Annotated in this window: 19 protein-coding genes; 10 read left to right on the top strand and 9 right to left on the bottom strand. The window is 70.4% G+C overall.

The window, feature by feature from the left end; translation table 11 throughout:
- A partial coding sequence (locus tag D7Y11_RS31970) for a YXWGXW repeat-containing protein (protein WP_126935575.1) occupies positions 1 to 1,177 on the bottom strand: 1,177 nt, incomplete at its 3' end.
- A gap of 116 nt (positions 1,178 to 1,293) precedes the next feature.
- Here D7Y11_RS31970 and D7Y11_RS31965 point away from each other — a divergent pair.
- The 5 genes from D7Y11_RS31965 (at position 1,294) to D7Y11_RS31945 (ending at position 6,768) form a co-directional block, all read left to right on the top strand.
- Positions 1,294 to 3,123: a HAMP domain-containing sensor histidine kinase gene (locus D7Y11_RS31965; protein ID WP_126935574.1), complete on the top strand. Its 1,830-nt coding sequence runs from the start codon at positions 1,294 to 1,296 to the stop codon at positions 3,121 to 3,123.
- The gene (locus D7Y11_RS31960) at positions 3,120 to 3,845 is read left to right on the top strand and encodes a response regulator transcription factor (RefSeq protein ID WP_120579308.1); all 726 of its coding nucleotides are present in this window, start codon (positions 3,120 to 3,122) and stop codon (positions 3,843 to 3,845) included. The genes D7Y11_RS31965 and D7Y11_RS31960 overlap by 4 nt, the downstream gene beginning before the upstream one ends.
- Positions 3,846 to 3,962: 117 nt before the next feature.
- Positions 3,963 to 4,718 (top strand): energy transducer TonB, encoded by a 756-nt coding sequence (locus D7Y11_RS31955; RefSeq protein WP_126935573.1) that lies wholly within the window; start codon positions 3,963 to 3,965, stop codon positions 4,716 to 4,718.
- A 191-nt stretch (positions 4,719 to 4,909) separates the two neighbouring features.
- Entirely contained in the window at positions 4,910 to 6,397 is a 1,488-nt protein-coding gene (locus D7Y11_RS31950; RefSeq protein WP_126935572.1) for an NAD(P)/FAD-dependent oxidoreductase, read from the top strand.
- Positions 6,398 to 6,510: 113 nt separating this feature from the next.
- Positions 6,511 to 6,768: a hypothetical protein gene (locus D7Y11_RS31945; protein ID WP_126935571.1), complete on the top strand. Its 258-nt coding sequence runs from the start codon at positions 6,511 to 6,513 to the stop codon at positions 6,766 to 6,768.
- A 44-nt stretch (positions 6,769 to 6,812) separates the two neighbouring features.
- Here D7Y11_RS31945 and eutB read toward each other — a convergent pair whose 3' ends face one another.
- The 6 genes from eutB to D7Y11_RS31915 form a co-directional block, all read right to left on the bottom strand.
- Positions 6,813 to 9,050, bottom strand: a complete 2,238-nt coding sequence (gene eutB, locus D7Y11_RS31940) for an ethanolamine ammonia-lyase subunit EutB (RefSeq protein WP_126935570.1) — start codon at positions 9,048 to 9,050, stop codon at positions 6,813 to 6,815.
- Positions 9,051 to 9,174: 124 nt separating this feature from the next.
- Positions 9,175 to 10,569: a hypothetical protein gene (locus D7Y11_RS31935; RefSeq protein ID WP_126935569.1), complete on the bottom strand. Its 1,395-nt coding sequence runs from the start codon at positions 10,567 to 10,569 to the stop codon at positions 9,175 to 9,177.
- A gap of 44 nt (positions 10,570 to 10,613) precedes the next feature.
- Positions 10,614 to 11,768, bottom strand: coding sequence for a dienelactone hydrolase family protein (locus tag D7Y11_RS31930; protein WP_126935568.1), 1,155 nt, complete (start codon positions 11,766 to 11,768; stop codon positions 10,614 to 10,616).
- A complete protein-coding gene (locus D7Y11_RS31925) occupies positions 11,765 to 13,723 on the bottom strand; it encodes a hybrid sensor histidine kinase/response regulator (RefSeq protein ID WP_120579315.1) in 1,959 nt (652 codons plus the stop codon). Before D7Y11_RS31925 ends, D7Y11_RS31930 begins: the two co-directional genes overlap by 4 nt.
- A gap of 77 nt (positions 13,724 to 13,800) precedes the next feature.
- A complete protein-coding gene (locus D7Y11_RS31920; RefSeq protein ID WP_199753829.1) occupies positions 13,801 to 14,730 on the bottom strand; it encodes a TIGR02757 family protein in 930 nt (309 codons plus the stop codon).
- Positions 14,731 to 14,743: 13 nt separating this feature from the next.
- Positions 14,744 to 15,241, bottom strand: coding sequence for a molybdenum cofactor biosynthesis protein B (locus tag D7Y11_RS31915; protein WP_172809273.1), 498 nt, complete (start codon positions 15,239 to 15,241; stop codon positions 14,744 to 14,746).
- Between the two features lie 18 nt (positions 15,242 to 15,259).
- Between D7Y11_RS31915 and D7Y11_RS43935 the strand changes: the two genes are divergently transcribed.
- Positions 15,260 to 15,436: a hypothetical protein gene (locus tag D7Y11_RS43935; RefSeq protein ID WP_199753828.1), complete on the top strand. Its 177-nt coding sequence runs from the start codon at positions 15,260 to 15,262 to the stop codon at positions 15,434 to 15,436.
- An 11-nt stretch (positions 15,437 to 15,447) separates the two neighbouring features.
- On the opposite strand, the gene D7Y11_RS31910 is transcribed toward D7Y11_RS43935, so the two are convergent.
- On the bottom strand, positions 15,448 to 15,762 hold the full coding sequence (locus tag D7Y11_RS31910) for a Rieske 2Fe-2S domain-containing protein (protein WP_120579317.1): 315 nt from the start codon (positions 15,760 to 15,762) through the stop codon (positions 15,448 to 15,450).
- Positions 15,763 to 15,840: 78 nt separating this feature from the next.
- On the opposite strand from D7Y11_RS31910, the gene polX reads away from it, so the two are divergent.
- Genes polX through mrtX form a run of 3 tightly spaced genes read left to right on the top strand, consistent with a single transcriptional unit; the run spans position 15,841 to position 18,936 of the window.
- Entirely contained in the window at positions 15,841 to 17,589 is a 1,749-nt protein-coding gene (gene polX, locus D7Y11_RS31905) for a DNA polymerase/3'-5' exonuclease PolX (protein WP_169820118.1), read from the top strand.
- Positions 17,590 to 17,608: 19 nt separating this feature from the next.
- Entirely contained in the window at positions 17,609 to 18,214 is a 606-nt protein-coding gene (locus D7Y11_RS31900) for a trypsin-like peptidase domain-containing protein (protein WP_120579319.1), read from the top strand.
- Entirely contained in the window at positions 18,211 to 18,936 is a 726-nt protein-coding gene (gene mrtX / locus D7Y11_RS31895) for a myxosortase MrtX (RefSeq protein ID WP_121751657.1), read from the top strand. The genes D7Y11_RS31900 and mrtX overlap by 4 nt, the downstream gene beginning before the upstream one ends.
- Positions 18,937 to 18,945: 9 nt before the next feature.
- On the opposite strand, the gene D7Y11_RS31890 is transcribed toward mrtX, so the two are convergent.
- Complete coding sequence (locus D7Y11_RS31890) at positions 18,946 to 19,779, bottom strand: class II glutamine amidotransferase (protein WP_121751658.1); 834 nt, start codon at positions 19,777 to 19,779, stop codon at positions 18,946 to 18,948.
- A gap of 214 nt (positions 19,780 to 19,993) precedes the next feature.
- Between D7Y11_RS31890 and dnaK the strand changes: the two genes are divergently transcribed.
- Complete coding sequence (gene dnaK / locus D7Y11_RS31885; protein ID WP_120579323.1) at positions 19,994 to 21,601, top strand: molecular chaperone DnaK; 1,608 nt, start codon at positions 19,994 to 19,996, stop codon at positions 21,599 to 21,601.
- The last annotated feature ends 49 nt before the right edge of the window (positions 21,602 to 21,650 follow it).

Here is a 21,650-nt window from a genome sequence, read left to right as displayed (position 1 = left end):
ACGGACGCCCGGGGCTGGAGCTGGAGCCACCACCCGACGACGGACGCCCGGGGCTGGAGCCGCCATTCCAACCGCCGGAGCCACCGCTGGACTGGTGCGCGCCGCCACCCGACGACGGGCGCCCGGGGTTGGAGCCGCCACCCCAACCGCCGCTGGACTGGTGCGAGCCGCCGCTCGTGCCGTTCCCACCGGGAGGAGGATTGCGCGTACCACCCCAGCCACCGCTGTTGCCGCTGTTGCCGTTGTTCGACGAGTGGACGCCGCTGCCCTGCGGACGGTAGGGCCCGGGACGGCTGTTGCCCCGGCCGCCGTTGGACGAGTAGCGCCCGGGCGACGCGTCATGCGAGCGCGGGCTGTTGTACCGGTACGGCCCCGGGCGCGAGTAGTGATAGCCCCCCGGGCGGTAACGGCTGTGCCCGTAGTCGTAGTAGCGCCACGACACGCCCGGATACCGGTACCACGAGCGCAGGAACAGGTTCGGACGGCCGAAGGAGAACGAGATGTGCGCGTGGCGGTAGACCGGCACGACGACGCGCACCGAGCCGTTGTAGCCCCACCCGCCACCCACGAACGCCCAGGACGGGCCGCGGCGCACCCAGTGCGGCGACACGAACACCAGGCCCGGACGCGGCGGCTCCATCCAGGAGCCGGAGACCCACTCGTAGCCGTTGGCGCCCCAGTACCAGTAGCCCGGAGCCCACGTGTAGCCCACGGACGGCGCGGGGGGCGGCGACTCCACGCGCAGGGCCGGAGGCGCCTGGGTGGCCGTCACGTCCTCGCTGGCGACCTCCACGGGGATCTCCACCTCGGTGGAGCCCTCCTGGGCCCAGCCGCCGGACACCCAGCGCCAGACGTCGTCGTCCTGCGCCCAGTAGCCGTTGACGTACTGGTAGCCGGGCATGCGCTCCACCCAGCCGCCGGACTTGAACTGCCAGCTGTCGCCGTCCCAGTACCAGTGCCCGGACGTCCAGACCGCGCCGGCATAGGGCCGGGGGGTCGGTGACTCGGCGGGCAGGTCAGGGGGCGGAGAGGGCGCGATGGGCCCGGAATCATCCGCGTTGGACTGCTGGGCGTACCCGTCATCACCCCAGTCATCCGCTGCGACCGGCGAGGTCTGCGCGAACGCCCCCTGGGTCGCCAGGCCGACAATCAAACCCATCCACCATCGAGAACCCATGACTCCGTCTCCGATCTCCAGACACCCGTGGGGACGCCGGCTGCCCCCACTTTATTCACCCTGGAGGCTCCCGGCCCGCAAACCTGTCGACACTGCTACAGTCCCAGGGGACGCGAATGCTGCGCCGACTCCTCCCCACATTGCTCGCCCTGGGCTTCGGACTGCTGGCCCTCGGATGGGGGCTGGTGAGCCTCCAGCGCATCTTCACCCAGGAGCGTGAGGACGCGCGCGCCCAGGTGCGCTCGCGGCGCATCGCCCTGGAGCAGCTGGCCGCCGAGTCCCTGCGCACCGCGCTCGCGCAGATGATGAAGTCCCACCTGCCGAAGCTCAACGCGGCCGTGGGCGACCCGCTGCTGCCCGCCGAGGGCTATTACCTGCTCTTCCGCGGCCACCAGTTCCTGCCGCGCGTGGACTGGACCCGGGAGGGCGCGGACGTCCCGGCCCAGGCCAACTACACGATGCTGGCGCACGCGCTGGAGGACGGTCAGGCCCCCTCCCCCTACCAGGAGCGGCTGTCCCGGCTGCGCGCGGCGGAGGCCGCCCTGGCCTCCAGCAGCGAGGCGCGCAAGGACGCGGCGGTGGAGGCCCTGCTGCGCTACCACGCGGCGCACCCGCTGCCGCCGGATCAGGAGCTGCCCTTCACCCTGTTGATGGTGGAGTACCTGCAACGCGGCGAGGAAACGCAGCCCCTCATCCGGGCGCTGGTGCGCGAAGGCCTTCCGGAGGAGCTGGGCGGCATGTCGCGGGACGCGGGCCTGCAGCGCAACGTGCTGCGCTCCCGGGCCCAGCTCACGCAGCCGGACTTCAACTTCCTCCAGGCGCGCATCGTGGCGTTGAGCAGCACCTTGTCGGAGCCGTCCGACGCCTTCGTGGCGCGAGTGCAGGAGGCCGGCGCCGGAGCCCTGGTGCTGCCGGAGCCGCTGGACGGCCCCACGCTCCTGGCCGAGCAGTGGTACGTGGAGCCCGCGGCCGAACAGGTGCACGGGCTGGCGGTGGACATGGGCGCGCTGCTGTCGGAGCTGACGCAGGAGCTGCGCGGGCGCAACCTCATCCCCCGGGATGGCCAGGTGCGGCTGGGGCCCGGCGGCGTGGCGCGGCCCCTGAAGCACCCGGGGCTGGAGGTGGCCACGCCCGGCTGGGCCGCGGCGGAGGCGGACATCGAGGCGCGGTACGGCCTGAAGACGCTGCTCGTCGCGGCGTGCGGCGCGCTCGCGTCGGCCATCGCGGCGCTGGCGGTGGTGGCCCAGCAGCGCAAGTACCGCTTCGTGGAACTCAAGAGCGACTTCGTCTCCACCGTGTCCCACGAACTGCGCACGCCGCTCGCGTCCATCCGCCTGCTGGGGGAGACGCTGGAGCGCCGGCTGGGCAAGAGCCCGGAGGCGGGGGACTACCCCACCCGCATCGTGCGCGCGGCGGAGGGGCTGCACTTCCTGGTGGAGAACATCCTGTCCTTCAACCGCATCGACAAGGGGCGATGGGCGCTGAGGCCCGCGCGCGTGCGGCTGGAGGAGGCGGTGGGCAACCTGCGCGACGACCTGATGGACGCCGTCACCGTGCCGGTGGAACTGAGCTCGGACGTGGGGGACGTGGAGCTGGACGCGGACGCGTCGCTCGTGCGGATGCTCTTCGCCAACCTGGGCCGCAACGCCTGCCTCTACAACCTGCGAAGCCCGGTGGTCCTCACGGTGCGCGCCTATCCGCAGCCGGGCTTTGGCGCCACGGTGCTCTTCAGTGACAACGGGGTGGGCATTCCCCCGGAGGAATGGGAGCGCGTGTTCCAGGACTTCTACCGACTGACAACGCCCGGGCCGGAGGTGCATGGAAGTGGCCTGGGGCTGGCGCTGTGCCGCAGAATCATGGGCCTGCACCAGGGCAGCATCCAGGTGGCCTCCTCCGGCCCCGAAGGCACGACCTTCGCCCTGACCTTTCCCGAGACGCGCCGATGACGACGCAGACGCCACCCTCCACCACCCGCCCGACCATCCTCATCGTCGAGGACGACGCCAACCTGCGCATGGGCCTGCGCGACAACCTGCGCGACGAGGGCTACGACGTGACGGACGCCCCGTCCGCGAAGGACGCGGCGCCGCACCTGGCGTCGCGGGTGTTCGACCTGCTCATCCTGGACGTGATGCTGCCGGGCGAGGACGGCTACAGCTTCTGCCGCCGCCTGCGCGCGGAGGGCGTGAAGAGCATGGTGTTGATGCTCACCGCGCGCTCGCTGGAGGACGACCTGGTGCGCGGCTTCGAGGCCGGCGCGCAGGACTACCTCACCAAGCCCTACCGGCTGCGGGAGCTGCTCGCGCGCGTGCAGGCGCTGGTGCGGCGGGCGGGCACGGCGCCGCCGCAGGTGGTGACCTTTGGCGCCTTCACGCTGGACCTGGGCCGCCGCGCGGTGCTGCGGGCGGACGGCAGTGAAGTGGACCTGACGCGCACGGAGTTCGACCTGCTGGCGTTCCTGTTGCGCCACCGCGACCGCGCCCTGCCCCGAGGCGAAATCCTGGACGCGGTGTGGGGCCGCGACGTCGTGGTGGATCCGCGCACGGTGGACAACTTCGTGTCGAACCTGAAGAAGAAGCTCGGGTGGACGAGCACGTCCGGCTTCACCATCCACACGCTGCGCGGCGTGGGCTACCGCATGGAGGTCCTGAGCGGCGGCCCGTCATGACGCAACCATGACCAACACATGGAGCCCTGTCGGCCTTTCGACTGGCGGGACTTCGTACCTTGCATCTTGTGGGGACGGGACGCCTGGAGCGTCCGCCCCGAACAGGAGGCGGGTCAGATGTTTGAGTCGGTCATCGAACGGCGGGGAGTGCGCTCGGGACGGTTCGGCACGGGCGCGTGGGTGTCCATCGGCGTGCACGCGGGACTCCTGGGCCTGGTGTTCTTCATCTCCGGCCGCGTGCCGGAGACCGTCGAACAGCCGCTCAAGGACGTCGTCTTCCGTCAGCCCACCATCCAACTGGGGACGATGAATGCCGCGCAGCCGAAGCCGGTCACGACCGCACCGAAGCCGAAGCCCAAGCCGCGCACGGACCGCATCCCGCTGAACCCGAAGCCGCTGCCCGCGGATCCGCCGGAAGTGAAGCCGGATCCGGAGCCGACGACGATCGCGGACGCGGCGGACACCACCGACCCGACGGGCACGGGCGAGACCGGTCAGCCGGGTCACCCGGACGGCGAACGGAACAGCACCAGCCCCATCGGCGCCGTGGGCGTGCCGGGGATCCCGACCGCGCCCACGGGCACGGAGGTCCTTCCCTTCACTGGCGGGATGACGCCTCCGAAGATGCTGAGCGGTTCGCAGTTCAGCTACACGCTCGAGGCGCGGCGCGCGGGCGTGGAGGGGATGATCATCGCGAGGTGCGTCATCACCACGGAGGGCCGGGTGCGCGACTGCCGCATCATCAAGGGCCTGCCGTTCATGGATGACGCGGTGCTGGAGTCCCTCTCCTCGCGGACGTATCAGCCGCTGACGTTCCAGGGCCGTCCGGTGAACGTGTCGTACACGTTCAACATCAGGCTGAAGATGCCGTAGACGCGGGGCCGGGTGTTCGCCAGTGGAAGCGCCCGGACGCCTGTCTCCCCCTCGAGTGGGGAAAAGAATCGCGGCGGGAGTGCGGGCCCGTTAGGAGACTCCCGTCGCGCCTGGCCATGTGCGCGATACCGGCACCGGAAGGAGCGGGTCTCCCCCGGCCCGCTCCCGGTGCCGGTCCTTTTACCCGAGCAATGGCGGACACCTGGTACGACGCGGTGGTGGTGGGTGCGGGCTTCGGTGGCCTGGGCACGGCGCTGGAGTTGTGCCGCCGGGGCGCCCGGGTGGCGCTGTGCGAAGGGCTCAACTACCCGGGCGGCTGCGCAAGCACCTTCCGGCGCGGTGGCTACGCCTTCGAGTCCGGCGCCACGCTGTTCTCCGGCTTCGGTGAGCATCAGCTCTTCGGCCGGTGGATCCGCGAGCACGCGCTGGACGTGACGGTGGACTGGTTGGATCCCCTGGTGGAGCTGCGAACCCCGGGGATGCGGCTGCCCGTGCACCGGGACCGGGAGCGGCTCATCGCCGCGTTCTGCGCGCTGCCCGGAGCCCCCGTGCGGGGCGTGCGGCGGTTCTTCGAACTACAGGCCCAGGTGGCCGGTGCGCTGTGGCCGCTGTTCGATGACCCGGACCTGCTGCCACCGTTGAACCTGAAGACGCTGATGCGGCACGCGGGGCGCGCGTGGTCCTACGCGCCGCTGGCGCGGTGGCTGGGTCGTCCGCTGGGCGCGGTGCTCGCGCAGCACGGGCTGGAGGGCTTCACGCCGCTGCGCACGTACCTGGACGCGCTCTGTCAGATCACCGTGCAGTGCCCCGCGGCGGAGGCGGAGGCGCCGTTCGCGTTCGCGGCGATGGACTACTACTGGCGCGGCACGGGGCACGTGCGGGGCGGCATCGGGCGGTTGGCGACGGCGCTGACGAAGGCCATCTCGGCCCAGGGCGGCGACGTGTTCATGGCGAACCGGGTGCGCTCGGTGACGCCGGTGGATGGAGGCTGGCGGGTGACGGCGCGCAGGGGTGAGCTGCTCGCCCGGCATGTGGTGGCCAACGTTCTGCCTCAAGGGCTGCGCACACTGATGGATGTTCCGGTGGGGAGGCTTCCCCGGGTGGATGCGCTCGCCGAGCGCGTGGACGACGGCTGGGGCGCGGCGATGCTCTACCTCGTCGTGCGGCCTCCCGAAGGTGACTCCGGCGGCGCGCATCACTTCGAACTGGTGCGCGACGAGCAAGCCCCCTTCATCGAAGGCAACCACCTCTTCGCCTCCGTGAGCGGGGCGGCGGACGAAGGGCGCGCACGGCCGGGGCAGCGCACGGTGACGGTGTCCACGCACGTGCCGTTGAAGAAGGTCGCGGGCATGACGCCTGAGGAGCAGGCGCCCTACTTCGCCGGGCTCCATGCGCGGATGCGCGAGAACCTGGACGCGCTGCTCCCGGAGTGGATGGCCAACGTGGTGCACGTCATGACGGCGTCGCCGCGCACGTTCCAGCGCTTCACGTTGCGCGAGGCTGGCGCGGTGGGCGGCGTTCCCCGTCGCGCGGGGTTGAACAACTACCGCGTGCTGGGACCCTTCCAGGCGCAGCGCGGCGTGTGGTTGGTGGGGGACTCCGTGTTCCCGGGCCAGAGCACCCTGGCCACCGCGGTGGGGGGCGTGCGCACCGCCGCGAGCATCGCCGCGCTGCGCTGACGCAATGTTTTACAATGCAACCCGTCATCCACGGTTCCACTGAAATCCGCGACACCCTGTTTCACGCACAGTCGCAGGCCGCATATGGTTTGCGTCCCCCTCAAGGAGGACACATGCGGTCATTCATTCTCGGTGGTTTGCTGGCGATGGCGGTGGGCTGTGGCGGTCCCATGGAGCAGGAGGCCGAGCCGAACCTTGCCTCGCAGGAAGCGCCCCTTCCGGACTGCTCCAACGAGCCGAACGCGAACCTGCACCGGTACTACAACGACGCCGCGCACACCCAGTTGATTGGTGAGTTTGGTTGCTACTGCGGCGGGCTCTACTACTGGGGCGGCCGGTCGGTCTACTCGGAGTACATCCAGGAGTGCTGAGCCGCTGACGTCATCGGTCGCGTGACAAAGACAGACGCACGTAACTAGGCCACCCCCGACACCACGGGGGCGGTTGAAGTCCGCGTCTCCGCGAGGATCCGCGCCAACTCCACGGCGGCGTCCTCCGGCCGGACGCTGGTGTCCGAGATGCCGGCGATGAGCCGGGTGCGGTCGTGGTCCACCGCTCCCGGCTTCGCCCAGGTGTCCGCGTCCGGCGCCGTGAGGTACGCGGAGAAGGCGTGGTGCCCGGAGCCAGGGCGCTCGCCAATCACATGCACCAGGGCGCGCGGACGTGGGTCCCCTTCCGCGCCGAACAGCAGCTGGCCCACCTGGTAGCCCGCGCGTACCCGGCCGTGCTTCACCACCAGCACCTCCGGCGCCACCCTCCAGCCCGTCGCCTCCAACTCCGAGCGCAGCCGCGCCAGGAACGGCGCCAGGTGGCCCTCGTCCATCAGCGAGCGCGGATCCAGCCCGTCCGAGATGACCACCTGCGCGTCATACCGGCCCGCGTGCTGGTCGCGCAGCGCACGCACCTTCGCCTCCGAGGCCTCGTCCAGAGACTCGCCGGACGGCGGGTGCAGGATGTAGTCGCGACGGTCCAGGGAGCGCGTCTTGAGCCACGCCGCGCGCGGGATGGACTCCACCGCCGCGTCGGACAGCTCCGACCACAACCCCACCTTGCCGTCGTCGTAGAGACCGCGCACCTCCCGCTCCAGCGTGGGCTCCAGCGTCCAGGGCGCCTCGCCGTGCCCCACCGCGAGCGGCACGCCCCGGGCGCGCACCTCCGCCATCTTCACTTCCGCCTCCGCCCGCAGCTCCGCCTCCGGACGCGTGTCGCCCTTGGCCCGTCGGAAGTGCACGTAGACGTGGGCCGGGTCGCCGAAGTGCTTCGTGGGCCGGCCGTCCGCGTCGATGACGCCCAGGCGATGGAAGAAGGCCCACATCCGGTCGTCCACCTTCAGGCCGTACCGCTCGCGCAGCCGCACGTGGTCCTGGAAGGACGTGGTGAGGTAGCTGAGCATCGGATCATTCCGCGTGGGCAGCGACATCATGTACGCGGGCCCTGCCTCCGCGAGCTGCTCCTGGCACCAGCCCAGGTCATCCAGCGTGACGTCCATGTGCAGCGTGGAGCACACGTCCAGGCCCAGCGTGAGGCCGTGCAGCTTGCCCATCACGATGTCTTCCAGGCAGCAACGCACCAACTGCTCGCGCGTGCGGAACACCTCCGGGCCAATGAAGCCCGCCACGTCGTTGACGTGCACCCACGGCGCCGCGTCCCGCCCCGTCCCCGCCTGCGCCAGGGCCACGCGGCGTTTGAGCGCTCGCGCGAAGCCGTACTTGCGCGACTCGTGGATGAGCATGTCCGTGCCGTGGTGGTGCCCGTTCGTCGCGTCCGCCCCCTGCCCCGTCTCGAAGTACAGGCCCCACTTGCCGGTGCGCGACGCCGCGTGCGCCACCATCTTCTCCAGCGTCACGTCGAAGGTGCGGTTGGCCGCTTCGTTTCCACCCAGGCTCTGGAACCAGATGCCCGTGGTGCCCGGCCGCATTGCCTCCACCTGGGCCTGCACGTCGATGTGCGAGAGCACGCAGTGGGGCATCACCTCCTCCAACCCGAACGTCACCAGCACGTCATGCAGCGCGGACTCCACCGCGGCCACCGACGCCACGTCCGAGGACACGGGGTTGGTCCCCAGCACCACGTCGCCCACCGCGAAGGACCACCCGTTGAGGACCTGCCAGCAGATGTCCTCCGGATGATCCGTGGGCGAGTTGGGCTGCAAGCGCGCACCCAGGTAGCCCTTCGAGCCCACGCGGCTGCCCGGCAACGGATGGAAGATGCGCCCACCGACTGTCTTCAGCTCCGCGTCGTCCATCAGCTTCACGACGCACGCGATGACGTCGCTGGGCAGCCCGCCCAGGGCGTCATGCACCTGGGGCTCCGGCGCGGTGAGCAGGAAGTCCTTGAGCTGGCCCAGCGTCCAGTCCGCCACGCGCTTCCAGCGCGCCGCATCCCACGCCTCCAGGTTGAAGACATACAGCCGGTCCTCGAACGGAGGATGCGCGTGCAGGTCGTCCAGCTGCGTGCGCGACAACAGGGTCCGCGCGTTGCGCCGCGAAGCCTCGTCCGCCGCCGCGACGCCGATGGCCTCGTCGCCTTCCTTGAACGCATTCGCCGCGCCCAGCACCTGCTGATACAGGCGCGCATCGAAGCCGCCGCTCAGGCGCTGCACGTAGTCGATGACATCTTCGTGGGGGAGGACGTCGGGGAGACAGACGCTCATGGGGCGAGAGCTTTAACCGGCGCCCCCACCGCGCCACCATCCCCCGAGGGCCGTGTCGCCTGCGTGACGCCCGGACGCCTGCCCTCCGCGATGCTTGGTGTTGCAATCGTTAGCGCGCTGAAGCTCACCCGCCGTTCTTGCCCGGGACGCATCCCGCCGCGGGCTTCCAGGTGAGCAGCGCGTCCACCCGCGCGTCCTGGACCTTCGACACGCCCTCGGGTGCGTCGACGCGATTGACGCCGGGCCCTCGCGTGAAGTCGAGCTCCCGGACCGGAACGGGCAATGCCGGGCAGCCCTCCTGCAACGTGGCTTCGGCTTCGGTCATGAGCACGTTCGCGTGGTCCTCGCCGGGAGCCCATGAGTAGGGAAACCTGAAATCGCCAGACAGGGGCTCCGCGCCCCCGGGAGGAAACCACTTCCAGCTCAAGGTCGTCTGCGCCGTGGATCCTCCGAAGACCCCACCGGCGATTCCGCCCTCGCTCCCTTCATCGGTCGCGGGCCACTCGACGCGGAGGCCCTTCGGCACCGGCACGCGCACGGCCTCCACCTGCACCCGGTCCTTCACCTCTGGCTCCAGCAACAGCATCCACACCAGTTCGCGGATCCGCTCCGGCGACACGCGCCCCACCCTCACACCGGACTGCCGTGCGGCGTCCGTTCCCGCCACGTCCACCTTGCCGTCGGACTTCAACGCCAGGTTGGAGCAGCTGCTCGAGCGGTACGTGGCCCCCGTCGCCAGGTGGTAGGCGTCGAGCTGATCACAGAACGCGTAATGCCCCCGTCTGCCCCGTATCACCAGCCAGCCGTCCGTCGGCGCTCGGATGCGTCCCAGTGGAAGCACGGGCAGAACGTGCCGCGCCCCCGGGCTGAGCGCCAGGCATGCTCGCCACGTCTTGTAGCGATGGAGGGATGGCTGCTTCCGGGCTTCCTTCATGCAGTCCGGGGGAGTCTGCGCATCCTCGTCGAACGTGCCGGGGCGACGGTTCTCCGGACGGAAGGACTTCTCCGCCCGCGCGCGCCAGGCCTCGGTCTCCTCGCCGCAATCCCCCACCTTCATGGGACACAGCAGGGAAGCCAGCCGATGCTTCGGTGACGCCTCGCGCGACAGCACGTCGCGAACGTCCGGCGGAATCACGATGGTCCGCGCCCCTGGACCGCCCAGCTCCAGATGGGACGTGAAGTACGCCTTGCCCCCGTCGCGCCACCACGTCTTCAACGCGAGCGCGGGCACGGGGCCCTCCTCGTTCTGGGTCAGCGCTTCCAGCCCCTCCTCTTCGCGGGCAATCCGGAAGCAACGGTGGCCCAGCAGGGACAGGATCCCGGCCTGTGCCGCCACCACCTCGCCGTCGTCCGCGAGCGCCTCCATCCGCGCGTCGAACGCGGACAACTCCTCCCGCGCCGACTTCCAATCTGCGGAGTCCGGCGTACACGGGACGATTCGCTTCGCCTGCGAAGGCGCGGCCGCCAACAGCCAACCCAGCCCGAACGACACCATGAGGGACACGGACATGACCGCCATGGCACCCGTTCCCGGGCTCGGACGTCAAGTCGCGCGGCGGCGCACTACTCGCCGAGGAGGGACGACCAGAAGCGCACCATCTTCAGCGCGTCCACCGCGCTGGCCTGCCGGTCCATCTCCGCGTGGGTGATGAGCGGCGTGGGCCGCAGGTGCACGCGCGTGTGCGGCTCCAGCGCGCGCGCCAGCAGCGTGGATTCAATGGCGGGGATGACGGAGTCGTCCATCCCGTGCAGCAGGTACACCGGCGCCAGGGGCGCGGGGGAACGCTCCGGCGACAGCGACGGGTCCCCGGCGAAGTCCTTCACGAAGGGCAGCAACCGGGCTCCCAGCGCGGCCACGTCACGCGTGTTCACCTGGTGCAACAGCGTGGCGGCGGGCTCCGGCAACGTGGCCTCCATCGCGCGCGCCTCCGCGAACGCGGCCTCCGCCTGCTTCGAGTCCACGAGCGTCAGGTGCGACGCGTGCATGAACTTCAGGACGCCCTCGCGCAGGGCCGCCACCTGCTCCGGCGGCACCAGCCGGTCCGCCACGTTCAGCAGGATGACCACCACGCCGTAGTCGTGCGGCTTGCGGTGCGTCCCGTCTGCCTGCACACCCGTGCACAGGAAGGACAGCACGCGTGACAGGTCGCCGTGTCCCCCGAAGGACAGCACCGCGGCCACCTTGTCGCGCAGCGCGGGCCGGCCTGCGGCGACGACGGACAGTCCTCCGGAGAAGCTGATGCCGAAGAGGTCCACCTTCCCCTCTGGCGCCAGCGATTCCTGCCCCAGCGCCCACAGCGCCGTCTCCTCGATGATGTCCGGCAGGCACGGCGTGATTTCGTAGCGCAGCAGGTCCGGGGGCTCCGGCGTGAGCACCGGATGTCCGCTCATCGCCAGGTTCTCCGCCAGGCTCACCAGCCGGGGCTCGTCGATGCCCGCGGCGTGCACGCCCGAGGTGAGCACGATGAGCCGGCCCTTGCGCCGGTCCGGACGGTAGAGCCGCGCGCGCACCCGCCCGTGGTGCGTGGGCACGCTCAGGTCCGCGACGGAAAAGGCCCGGGTGTCGTAGCTGGCCAGGGTATCGGCCGCGGTGCCGTGGAGGCCCGCCGCGCGCAGCACGAAGGACAGCCCTCGCAGCTCGGGCGGCAGCAGGAAGACGACCGCGAGCAACAGGGCCGCGAGCACGGCCCCCAGCGTCCAGCGAGTCCGGTGCTTCATTGCATCAGCGTTTCGACGAAGGTGCACAGCTGGTCGCGCTCGAAGGGCTTCTCCAGCAACTCTCTCGCGCGGCGGCCCACGAACTCGCGGGCCAGCGGGTTCACCCCGCCCGTCATCAGGCCGGTGCGCGGCGCCAGCTCCGGCGCCAGCCGCTCCAGCTCCACGAGGAAGTCCATGCCGCTCATGCCCGGCATCATCAGGTCGCAGATGATGGCGTCGAACTTCTCGCCGTGCGACAGACGCTTCAGGGCCTCGCGTGCGTCCTGGATGACGTGCACCTCGTAGAGGTTGCGCAAGAGGCGGCTCACCGCGCTGCCCACCGCGGGCTCGTCGTCGATGAGCAGCAACCGGCGCAGGTCTCGCGTCGTGCGCACCGACTGCGACGGGGGCGCCTCCGTCACGGCCGGGGTGGCCTGCGCGGACTTGAGCGCTTCGGGCGGCAACGTGAGCGCCGGCAGCTCCACGCGGAAGAGGCTGCCCTGCCCCTCTTCGCTGGCCACCTCGATGTGGCCGCCCATCGCGTGCACCAGCGTGAGGCAGATGGACAGGCCCAGGCCCGTGCCGCCCTTGGGCGAGCGCGTGGTGAAGAACGGGTCGAAGATGCGCTGGCGCACCTCCGCGGGCATCCCGTGCCCGTTGTCCTCCACCTCGATGAGCACGTGGCCCTCGCGGCCCGGACGCACGCGCAGCTTGATCAGGTTCTCCTCCGGAGCCCTATCGCCGAAGGCCTGGAGCGCGTTCGTCAGCAGGCCCGTGACGACCTGCGCCAGCCGGCCCTCGTTGCCATGCACCGCGGCCACCGGCTCCAGGTCGCACGCCATGCACGCGCGGTGCTGGAGGTCGTCGCGCATCAGCTTGACCGCGTTCTCCACCGCGCGCCGCACATCCACCGGCCCGTGCTGCTCCTCCTCCGTGCGCGAGAACGTCCGCAGGTCGCGCACGATGGAGCGCACCCGCCCCGCGCCCTCCAGCGCCTCCGCCACCACCTGCCGCAGCTCCTCCAGTTGCTCGGTCGGCACCGGAAGCACCGGCTGCGCGACGCGCTCCCAGAGGTAGGCCAGGTTGGAGGTCACGTAGGAGAGCGGGTTGTTGATTTCATGCGCGACGCCCGCGGCCAGCGTGCCCACGGACGTCATCCGCTCCGCCAGGCGCCGCTGCGTCTCCTGGCGGGAGCGCTCGGTGACGTCGCGCACCAGCCCCACGAGGAAGCGCTCGCCGTTGGGCAGCATGTACGCGGCCCGCTGCGTGAGCACCTCGTGCGAGCGGCCCTTGGCGTCGGTGAAGGAGCCCTCGTCCTCCACGGTCTGCCCGGTGGTGAAGGCGCGCTCGTCCTGGCGCCATGACGCCTCCGCCTCGTGCGGTGGCACCTGCGCCGAGGAGACCGTGCCCCGCAGCGCTTCAGCGGATTGATCCAGCAGGCGGCAGTAGGCGCCGTTCACCGCCACGAGCCGGTGCTCTCGGTCCTTGATGAACAGCGGCTCCGGCACCGCGTCCAGCGCGCCCTGGAACATGTCGCGCGCTCGCCGGAGCGCCTGCGCGTCCCCGTCCGCGGATCTGCGCCGCAGCGCCACGAGCCTCGCGCCCCAGCGCGTGCCGGGCGGCGCCACGCACTCGTCCGCGCCCGCGGCCACCAGCGCCTCCGCCTCCTCGCCCTCGCGCTTCGTCAGCACGACCAGCCAGGTCCGCGTCGGCAGCCGCCGCGCGTGTGCCCACTGGCAGCGCGCCTTCACGGCCTCCAGCGGACCGCCGTGGTCCCAGAGAACGAGGAGTCCTTCGGGCAGCGGCTCCGGCGGGGACTCCACGCGGATCACTCGACAGGCACGCCCCTCGGCCGTGGCGCAAAGGTCGCGCTCCACGTCCTGGGCCACCGGGGCTGGAACCGCCACCAGCATTGCGTGCACCGCGTCGCTCCTCGTGCCCCGCAGGATCAATTTTCCCGCGTCGCCCGACCGCATTGCAGCCTTGACCGCGCCAACCCGTCAACGCGGGGCCGCGCGGACTGCCCGTAGCCCATTTCCGGGTCGGGTGGGACTCAGAATTGCAGTGAACCGCGCGCGATGACTTGGGGGCCTACCTTGCAGGAAGGTAGGAGCGAACAACGCTCACAGTGCTGGGGCAGCGTCTTCGCCGGGCAGGCGCCACTCATTCCGTAGTGGCACAAAGCAAAGTCGTAGCGGACGGGGTCCTCGGGATCGAGCGCCCGCAGCGATGCCGTCACCTCCTCCGCCGTACGCCAGGTGAGGTCGGTGCGCTGCGTGAGGCCCAGGTGGAGCGCCATGCGTCCGATGTGCGTGTCCAGTGGAACCAGCAGTGCTGACGCGGGCACCTGCTTCCAGATGCCGAAGTCCACCGCGTCAGGTCCGCGCACCATCCACCGCAGGTACAGGTTGAGGCGCTTCGCCGCGCCCGGCCCCAGCGGCGAGGGAAGCAGGTGATGCAGCCCCTTCTCTGGTCCCATGGCCTTGCGGAGCGCACCCATGGGCACGTCCCGCAGCGCGGCGGTGAAGGCTGAGATCGCCCCGTGCAGCGTGCCGCTCGCCTGGAAGCCCCGCGCGAACAGGGCCTCCAGGCTGCCGTGCTCGCGCAGCGCGCGGCCCATGCCCAGGAGCAGCACCGCGAGGTCGGTGCCCACGTTGAAGCGGTACACGAAGCCCGTGAGCAGCGCCTTCGCGCCCTTCACGTCCAGCGCGCGCACGAAGGCCGCGGGTGACGGCCCCATCTGCTTCAGGAGCGCGTCCACCTTCGGGCGGAAGAGGTCCGCGCGCCCGTAGGCCAGCGCCGCCGCGAGCAGCGCGCTGACCTCCACATCGCGTGGATCCGTGTAGCGGTGGGGAAACTCCACCGGGTCGAACCCGATGCGCGCCTTCTGGTCCGTTGAGGCCAGGAAGTCATCCAGGCGGGGGCGCAGGAGGTCGGCCGCCTGGGTGCTCAAGCCGGTGTGCGCGACACGGCGCTTCTTCATCACGCGTCCAGTCCTAACGCGTGAGCTCGCGCACCGCGTGGCCCAGCTCCGGGAGGATGAGCGCGTCCAGTGCCAGCCGCACCGCCTGCGGCGAGCCCGGCAGCGCGAAGAGGATCATCCCCTGGTACGTGCCCGCCGTGGCGCGCGACATCATCGCGGGGCTGCCGATGCGCTGGAACGACAGCATGCGGAACAGCTCACCGAAGCCGGGCAGCTCTTTTTCGAAGAGCGCGCGCAGCGTCTCCACCGTGCAGTCGCGCCGGCCAATGCCCGTGCCTCCCGTGAAGAGCACCGCGCGGGCCCCCGCCGCCTGCGCCTGCGCGAGCGCGCCCCGGATGGCCTCCGGCTCATCCTTCACCACCGTGTGCCCGGCGACGGTGTGCCCCGCGGCGGCCAGACCCTCGCGCAGGTCCTTCCCGCTGCCGTCGTGCGCTTCGTCCCGGCTGTCCGAGCACGTCACCACGTACGCGCTGACATGTACCGGCGCGCGCGACTTGTGCTCCGCCGCCACCGGGGAGCCCTCGTGCGAGTGCCCGTGGTCGTGCGAATGACCGTGGCCGTGGTCATGCGAATGACCGTGGCCATGGTCGTGGTCGTGCGAATGACCGTGGCCGTGGTCATGCGAATGACCGTGGGGGTGGTGATGGCCATGACCGTGGTCATGGTCGTGATCGTGTCCGTCGTGTCCCATGGTGGACGCTCCTGAAGAGGGAAGGCTCAAACGTCGGGCAGGTCGACGACGAGCGTTCCGTCCTCGACCGTGAGCTGCACCGTCGGCTGGTCATCACAGACGCCGGGCGAAGTCGCGTTCTTTCCCGAGTCCATGTCGAAGCCGACCTCATGGCAGGGGCACACGACCATGTTGTCCTCGATGCGTCCGCCCGACAGCAGACATCCGGCGTGGTTGCACCAGTCATCAAGGCCCTTGTAACGGCCCTGGATCTTCGCGATGCAGACGTTGCGCTTGCCGATTTCGTAGCCCCGCATCTCCCTCTCGGCGAAGTCCGCGGGGCCCAGCTTGATCTTCGTCATTGCGTTCCTTTTCCCACAACCCGTCCGGGCCTGCACCCCCGTTCCCCCGGCATTAATTTCCCGACCGTGACTCCTGACGTGACACCCTCCATCGCCGTGCTCACCGACAAGGCGGCCGTTGCCCAGCTCCTCCGGGACATGTCCCTCCTGCTCCAGCTCCAGGGGCAGAGCGGCTTCCGCGTCCGCGCCTACGACATCGGCGCGGACCGCATCGCGAACCTGCCGCAGGACCTGGGCGCCATCGTCACCGAGGGCCGCCTGCAGGAGCTCCAGGGCATCGGCCCGGGGCTCGCCGAGAAGCTCACCGAGCTGGTGACGACCGGCCGCATGACGGCGTTCGAGGAGCTGAAGGCCCAGTTCCCCGCCGGCCTGCTGGAGCTGATGAAGCTGCCGGACGTGGGGCCGAAGAAGGTGGCGGCCCTGTGGAGCACGCTCCAGGTGGGCAGCATCGAGGACCTGGAGCTCGCCTGCCGCGACGGCCGCGTGCGCGCGCTCAAGGGCTTTGGCGCCAAGAGCGAGGCGAAGCTCCTGGACGGCATCGCCGTGTACCGGCGCGCTCGCGGCGAAAGAAAGCTGCTGGGTGACGCGCTCCCCATCGCGGAGGGCCTGCTGGAGCGGATCCGCCAGGCCCCAGGCGTGGTGCGAGCAAGCCTGGGCGGCAGCGTGCGCCGTCGCGCGGAGACGGTGTCCGACGTGGACCTCATCGCCTCCGCGAAGGAAGCAGGGCCGGTGCTGGACGCGCTCGCGAACGCGCCGGGCGTGGCCACGGTGATTGGCAAGGGCGAAAGCAAGTGCTCCGTGCGCATGGTGCAGGGCGACCTCCAGGTGGACCTGCGCGTGCTGCCGGACGAGGACTTCGCCACCGCGCTGCACCACTTCACCGGCTCCAAGGCGCACCACATCCGGCTGCGCAACCTGGGCCACGAGAAGGGCCTCAAGATTTCCGAGTGGGGCGTGCACCGCGAGGACGGCACCAAGGTCCCCGTCCCCGACGAGGCGACGCTGTACCGGCTGCTGGACATGCAGGAGGTGCCGCCGGAGCTGCGCGAGGACAACGGCGAGGTGGAGGCCGCCAGGGCCGGGAAGCTGCCGGAGGACCTGGTGACGCTGGAGGACGTGCAGGGCGCGGTGCACGCGCACAGCACCTGGTCCGACGGCCGCAACACGCTGGAGGAGATGGCGCGCGCGGCCCAGGCCCTGGGGCTCAAGTACCTCACCATCACCGAGCACAGCGAGGCGGCCATCCACGCGGGCGGCCTCAAGGTGGACGACCTCAAGCGGCAGTGGGAGGAGATCGACCGCGTGAACGCGGCGGTGCCCGGCATGCGGCTGCTCAAGGGCATCGAGGTGGACATCCTGGAGTCGGGGGCCCTGGACTACGCGGACAGCGTGCTGGAGCAGCTGGAGGTCGTCATCGCGTCCATCCACGTGCGCCACTCCATGGACGAGGACCAGATGACGCGCCGGGTGCTGGCCGCGCTGGACAACCCGCACCTGCACATCCTGGGACACCCCACCGGGCGCCTCATCCAGAGCCGCGAGCCGTACGCGCTGCGCATGGAGGAGGTGCTGGAGCGAGCCCGCGAGCGCGGCGTCGCGGTGGAGATCAACGGCAAGCCGGCGCGTCTGGACATCAAGTCCGAGTACGTGCGGCAGGCCGTGGGGCGCGGGGTGAAGCTGGTGGTGAGCTGCGACGCGCACCGTCAGGACGACCTGAAGAACCTGGCCTTCGCGGTGGCCACGGCGCGCCGGGGCTGGGCGAGGAAGAAGGACATCCTCAACACCCGGTCCGCGGAGAGCTTCCTCGCCGCCCTGCGGGAGCGCTGATAGGCTTCCGGGCGCGAAGATGTTCCGCCCGGTCCTCCCCGTCCTCCTCTGTCTCCTCCTGGCCCTGCCCTCGCGGGCCAGCGCGGAGGCCCGTCCGTCGCGCGCCGACCTCCAGCGCGTGCTGGAGCTGCACGCCCGCTCGTCCGTGCGCGTGCGCGGTCCCCAGAACGCGGGCCCCGGCATCATCGTGGGCGCGGACGGCCAGGTGCTCACCGCCGTGTCACTCGTGGGTCCCGACTCCGCCCAGGTGGTGCACGCGGGCAACGCGCTGATGGCGCGCGTGGTGCTCTCCAGCGCGGCGCTCCAGGTCGCGGTGGTCGCGGGCCCCCAGGGCACGTGGCCCGCGGCGCCGGTGCGGCTGGTGCCGGAGGGGCTCGCGGGCCGCTGGGTGGTGGGGGTCATGCCCGCGCGCAAGAAGGGCCAGCGGGACACGCCCAAGGCCGCGGTGGCGAAGGTCGCCCCCGCGCCGTTCTTCGACGTGGACCTGACGCTCGCGCCCGGCAGCCCGCTGTACGACGGGGACGGGCGGCTGGTGGGCCTCGTCGTCGAGCGCCGGGGCCGTGGTGTCCGCGCCCTGCCCCTGTCCGCGGTGAAGGCGGAGCTCGCCTCGGCGGACGTGCCATGAGCCGGCCTTCGGGGCCACCGTTCAAGGTGAGCGCGGTGCAGGAGGCGATGGGCCTCTGGGCGCTGGGCTTCCTGGGCATCATCGCGGCGTTCCTCATCGCCGGGGGCACCAGCGTGCCCAAGCTGGTGGCCACGGTGGGCTTCCTCTACCTGCCGCTCATCCCCATGCGCTGGCGCGACGAGGACTACCGCGACTACGGCCTCACCCTGCGCGCGTGGAAGCAGGACGTGCGGCTGTTCCTGGTGATGTGCGCCATCGTGGGGCCGCTGTTCTTCGCGGGCTTCGCCGCCTTCGTGCAGGTGGTGCCGCACCTGCCGCCCGAGCTCGCGCGCCACCTGACGCCCATCATCGGCGAAGGCCACTTCCAGCCGCGCCTGCCCCCGCGCTTCGGCGAGTGGGTGATTGATCAACTCTTCGTCGTGGCCCTGCCGGAGGAGTTCTTCTACCGGGGCTACATCCAGGCCCGCCTGCGCGACGCCTGGCCCCAGGGGCGCGTGGTGCTGGGCGCTCGGCTGGGGCGCGCCTTCTGGGTGACGGCGCTCCTCTTCGCGCTGGGCCACCTGGCCATCTTCCAGACGTGGCGGCTGGCGGTGTTCTTCCCCGCCCTCCTCTTCGGCTGGATGCGCGAGCGCACCGGAACCCTCGTCGGCTGCTCGCTCTTCCACGCCGCCTGCAACCTCTACGTGCGCTTCCTGGAGGTCTCCTTCTTCGGCGGTCCGTAGCGGCCTTCCTCAGCCCGGCGGCAGGTGCTGGACCTGGAGGTCCGCGCCCACCGTCAGCGTCGTGCCCTGCGGCAGCTCCACCCAGCCCTGCGTGCGCGTCACGTGGCTGGCCACCACCACCGTGCGGCGGCGGCGGTGCGCGCCCACCTCCGGATGCGTCTCCGGAGTCGTGGGAGTCACGCCGCAGTGAGCGCACTCCGCGCTGCCCTCCAGGCGCGTGTAGTACAGCGGGGCCTCGCCTCGGCGGGTGGCGGCCAGCACGGCGCCATTGGTGGCGACCATGTTGAGCGGGGGCATGCGCCGCTGCCCGGCCTGAACGAACGCGGCCTCCACCTCGCGTACCGTGTCGCGCAGCACGCGGCCGGCCACGGCAGGCTCCAGGCGCGGATCATCCGTGCGCCCCAGCCCACGCAGGTGCGTGAGGAAGAGGACGAAGAGGACCTCGCTGTCGGTGGGGCCGCGCACCAGCCGCTGGAGGTGCTCCGGCACGCGAGACAGCAGCAAGGCACGCAGGGGCTCGAAGTCTGGCACTGGGCCCTGGTGGGCGAACAACCAGTGGCGGGCCCGGAAGGGCTGGGTGTTGTCCTCGGGCGACAGGCCCAGCGGCAGCCGGTTCGAGTGGAAGAGCACCGCCTCCGATTCGTGTGGAGGCCCCAGGTCGTCCAGCGTGAGGTCCCGGTCCGGAGCCAGGCGGCGCAGCAGGACCTCCTCCTGGGCATAGGAGCCCACCCCCAGGGCATTGGCGCGCGCTTCCGGGCGGAGGACGACCTGCCCGGCCAGCCGGTGCAGCTCGCACCGGAGGAGGTTGGGGTCCGACGACAGGGCGGCGAGGATGGCGGACATGGTGACTTCCCCCCTTCACCCCTAGAAATAAGGTCCATGGGACCCCGGTTCAGCGCGGCGAACCCGCTCCCCTGCTCTGGCGCTAAGCCCTTGAAATGGCTGGCATTTGATCAGGCATTGAATTGACACCCCAGTGCGTGGAGCCTAACCTCCGTGCGCTTCCCGACAGCCCTCTCCCAGAGGAATCGGGGTGCAGGTCTTCACCGGAGACGGAATGGCGGACGACATCGCAATCGGCATCGACCTGGGCACGTCGTACTCATGCGTGTCGGTCGTCCATGAAGGCCAGCCCACGGTCATCCCCAACGAGTGGGGCGAGACGACGCATGCCTCGTGCGTGTCCTTCCTGGAGGAAGGGTCCGTGCTGGTAGGCAACGCGGCGAAGAAGAACATCATCACCAGCCCCGAGAACACGGTGTACTCGGCCAAGCGCCTCATCGGCCGGTACTACTTCTCCGACGAGGTGAAGAAGGCGCAGGCGGTGATGCCCTACCGCATCGTCGAGGGCGACAACAACTCGGTGCGCATCGGCGTGCGGGAGCGCAGCTATTCGCTGCCGGAGATCTCCGCGCTGGTGCTCAAGGAGATGAAGGCCGTCGCGGAGACGTACCTGGGCCGCGAGGTTCACAAGGCGGTCATCACCGTCCCCGCCTACTTCAACGACAACCAGCGCCAGGCGACGAAGGACGCGGGCCGCATCGCGGGGCTGGAAGTCCTGCGCATCCTCAATGAGCCCACGGCGGCGGCGCTGGCGTATGGCTTTGGCCGGGACGTCAACCAGCGCGTCGTCGTCTACGACCTGGGCGGCGGCACGTTCGACGTGTCCATCCTGGAGATTGGCAAGGACGTCTTCGAGGTGCTGGCCACGGCCGGTGACACGTACCTGGGCGGCGACGACTTCGACGACCGCATCATGACGTGGATGGCGGACGACTTCCTCAACCGCACGCGCCTGGACCTGCGGCAGAACAAGTACTGCCTGCAGATGCTGAAGGACGCGGCGGAGAAGGCGAAGATCGACGTGGGCCAGTTCGGCACCGCGGACATCCTCTGCTCGGGCATCTGCCAGGACGCCAACGGCAACGTGATGGACCTGCGCAACACGCTCAACCAGGACCAGTTCAACCGGATGGTGATGGACCTGGTGCAGCGCACGTTCAAGGTCTGCGATGAAGCGCTGCAGAGCGCGCGGTTGACGGCGGCGGACATCGACGCGGTCATCCTGGTGGGCGGGCCCACGCGGCTGCCCATCATCCGCAACTCGGTGAAGCACTACTTCCAGCGGGAGCCGATGGAGGGCATCAACCCGGATCAGGTCGTGGCCATGGGCGCCGCGCTCCAGTCGCACGCGCTGCTGGACAGCAAGACGGAGACGTTCCTGGTGGACGTCACGCCGCTGACGCTGCGGATTGGAACCGTGGGTGGGTACACGGAGAAGATCATCGACAAGAACACGCCGGTGCCCATCGACCGGTCGAAGACCTTCACCACCAGCCGCGACGGGCAGGAGAAGGTGAAGATCCGCGTGTACCAGGGTGAGTCCAACCGCGCCGAGGAGTGCGAGATGCTGGGCGAGTTCGAGTTCTCGGGCTTCCGCATCGGGTATCGCGGCGAGGTGAAGATCGAAGTGACGTTCGAGATCAACACGGACGGTCTGGTGAACGTGTCCGCGTGTGACGTGGAGACGGGCCAGAAGACGTCCACGACGATCACGCTGTCGTCCGGCATGACGGAGGCGGACATCCAGCAGTCGATCCAGTCGAACCGCAACACGCGGCTCGCCGGCCACAACAGCAGCGACATGCCCGCCGTGGCCAACTAGGCACCGCCGATGTCCGAGCCTTCCGATCCGAACTCAGGCGCGCCGCCAG

Origin of the sequence: Corallococcus sp. AB018 (assembly GCF_003986945.1) — a bacterium.
GTDB lineage: Bacteria > Myxococcota > Myxococcia > Myxococcales > Myxococcaceae > Corallococcus > Corallococcus exiguus.
Note: the sequence above shows the minus strand (reverse complement) of the source record. Positions and strands in the feature narration are given on the sequence as shown.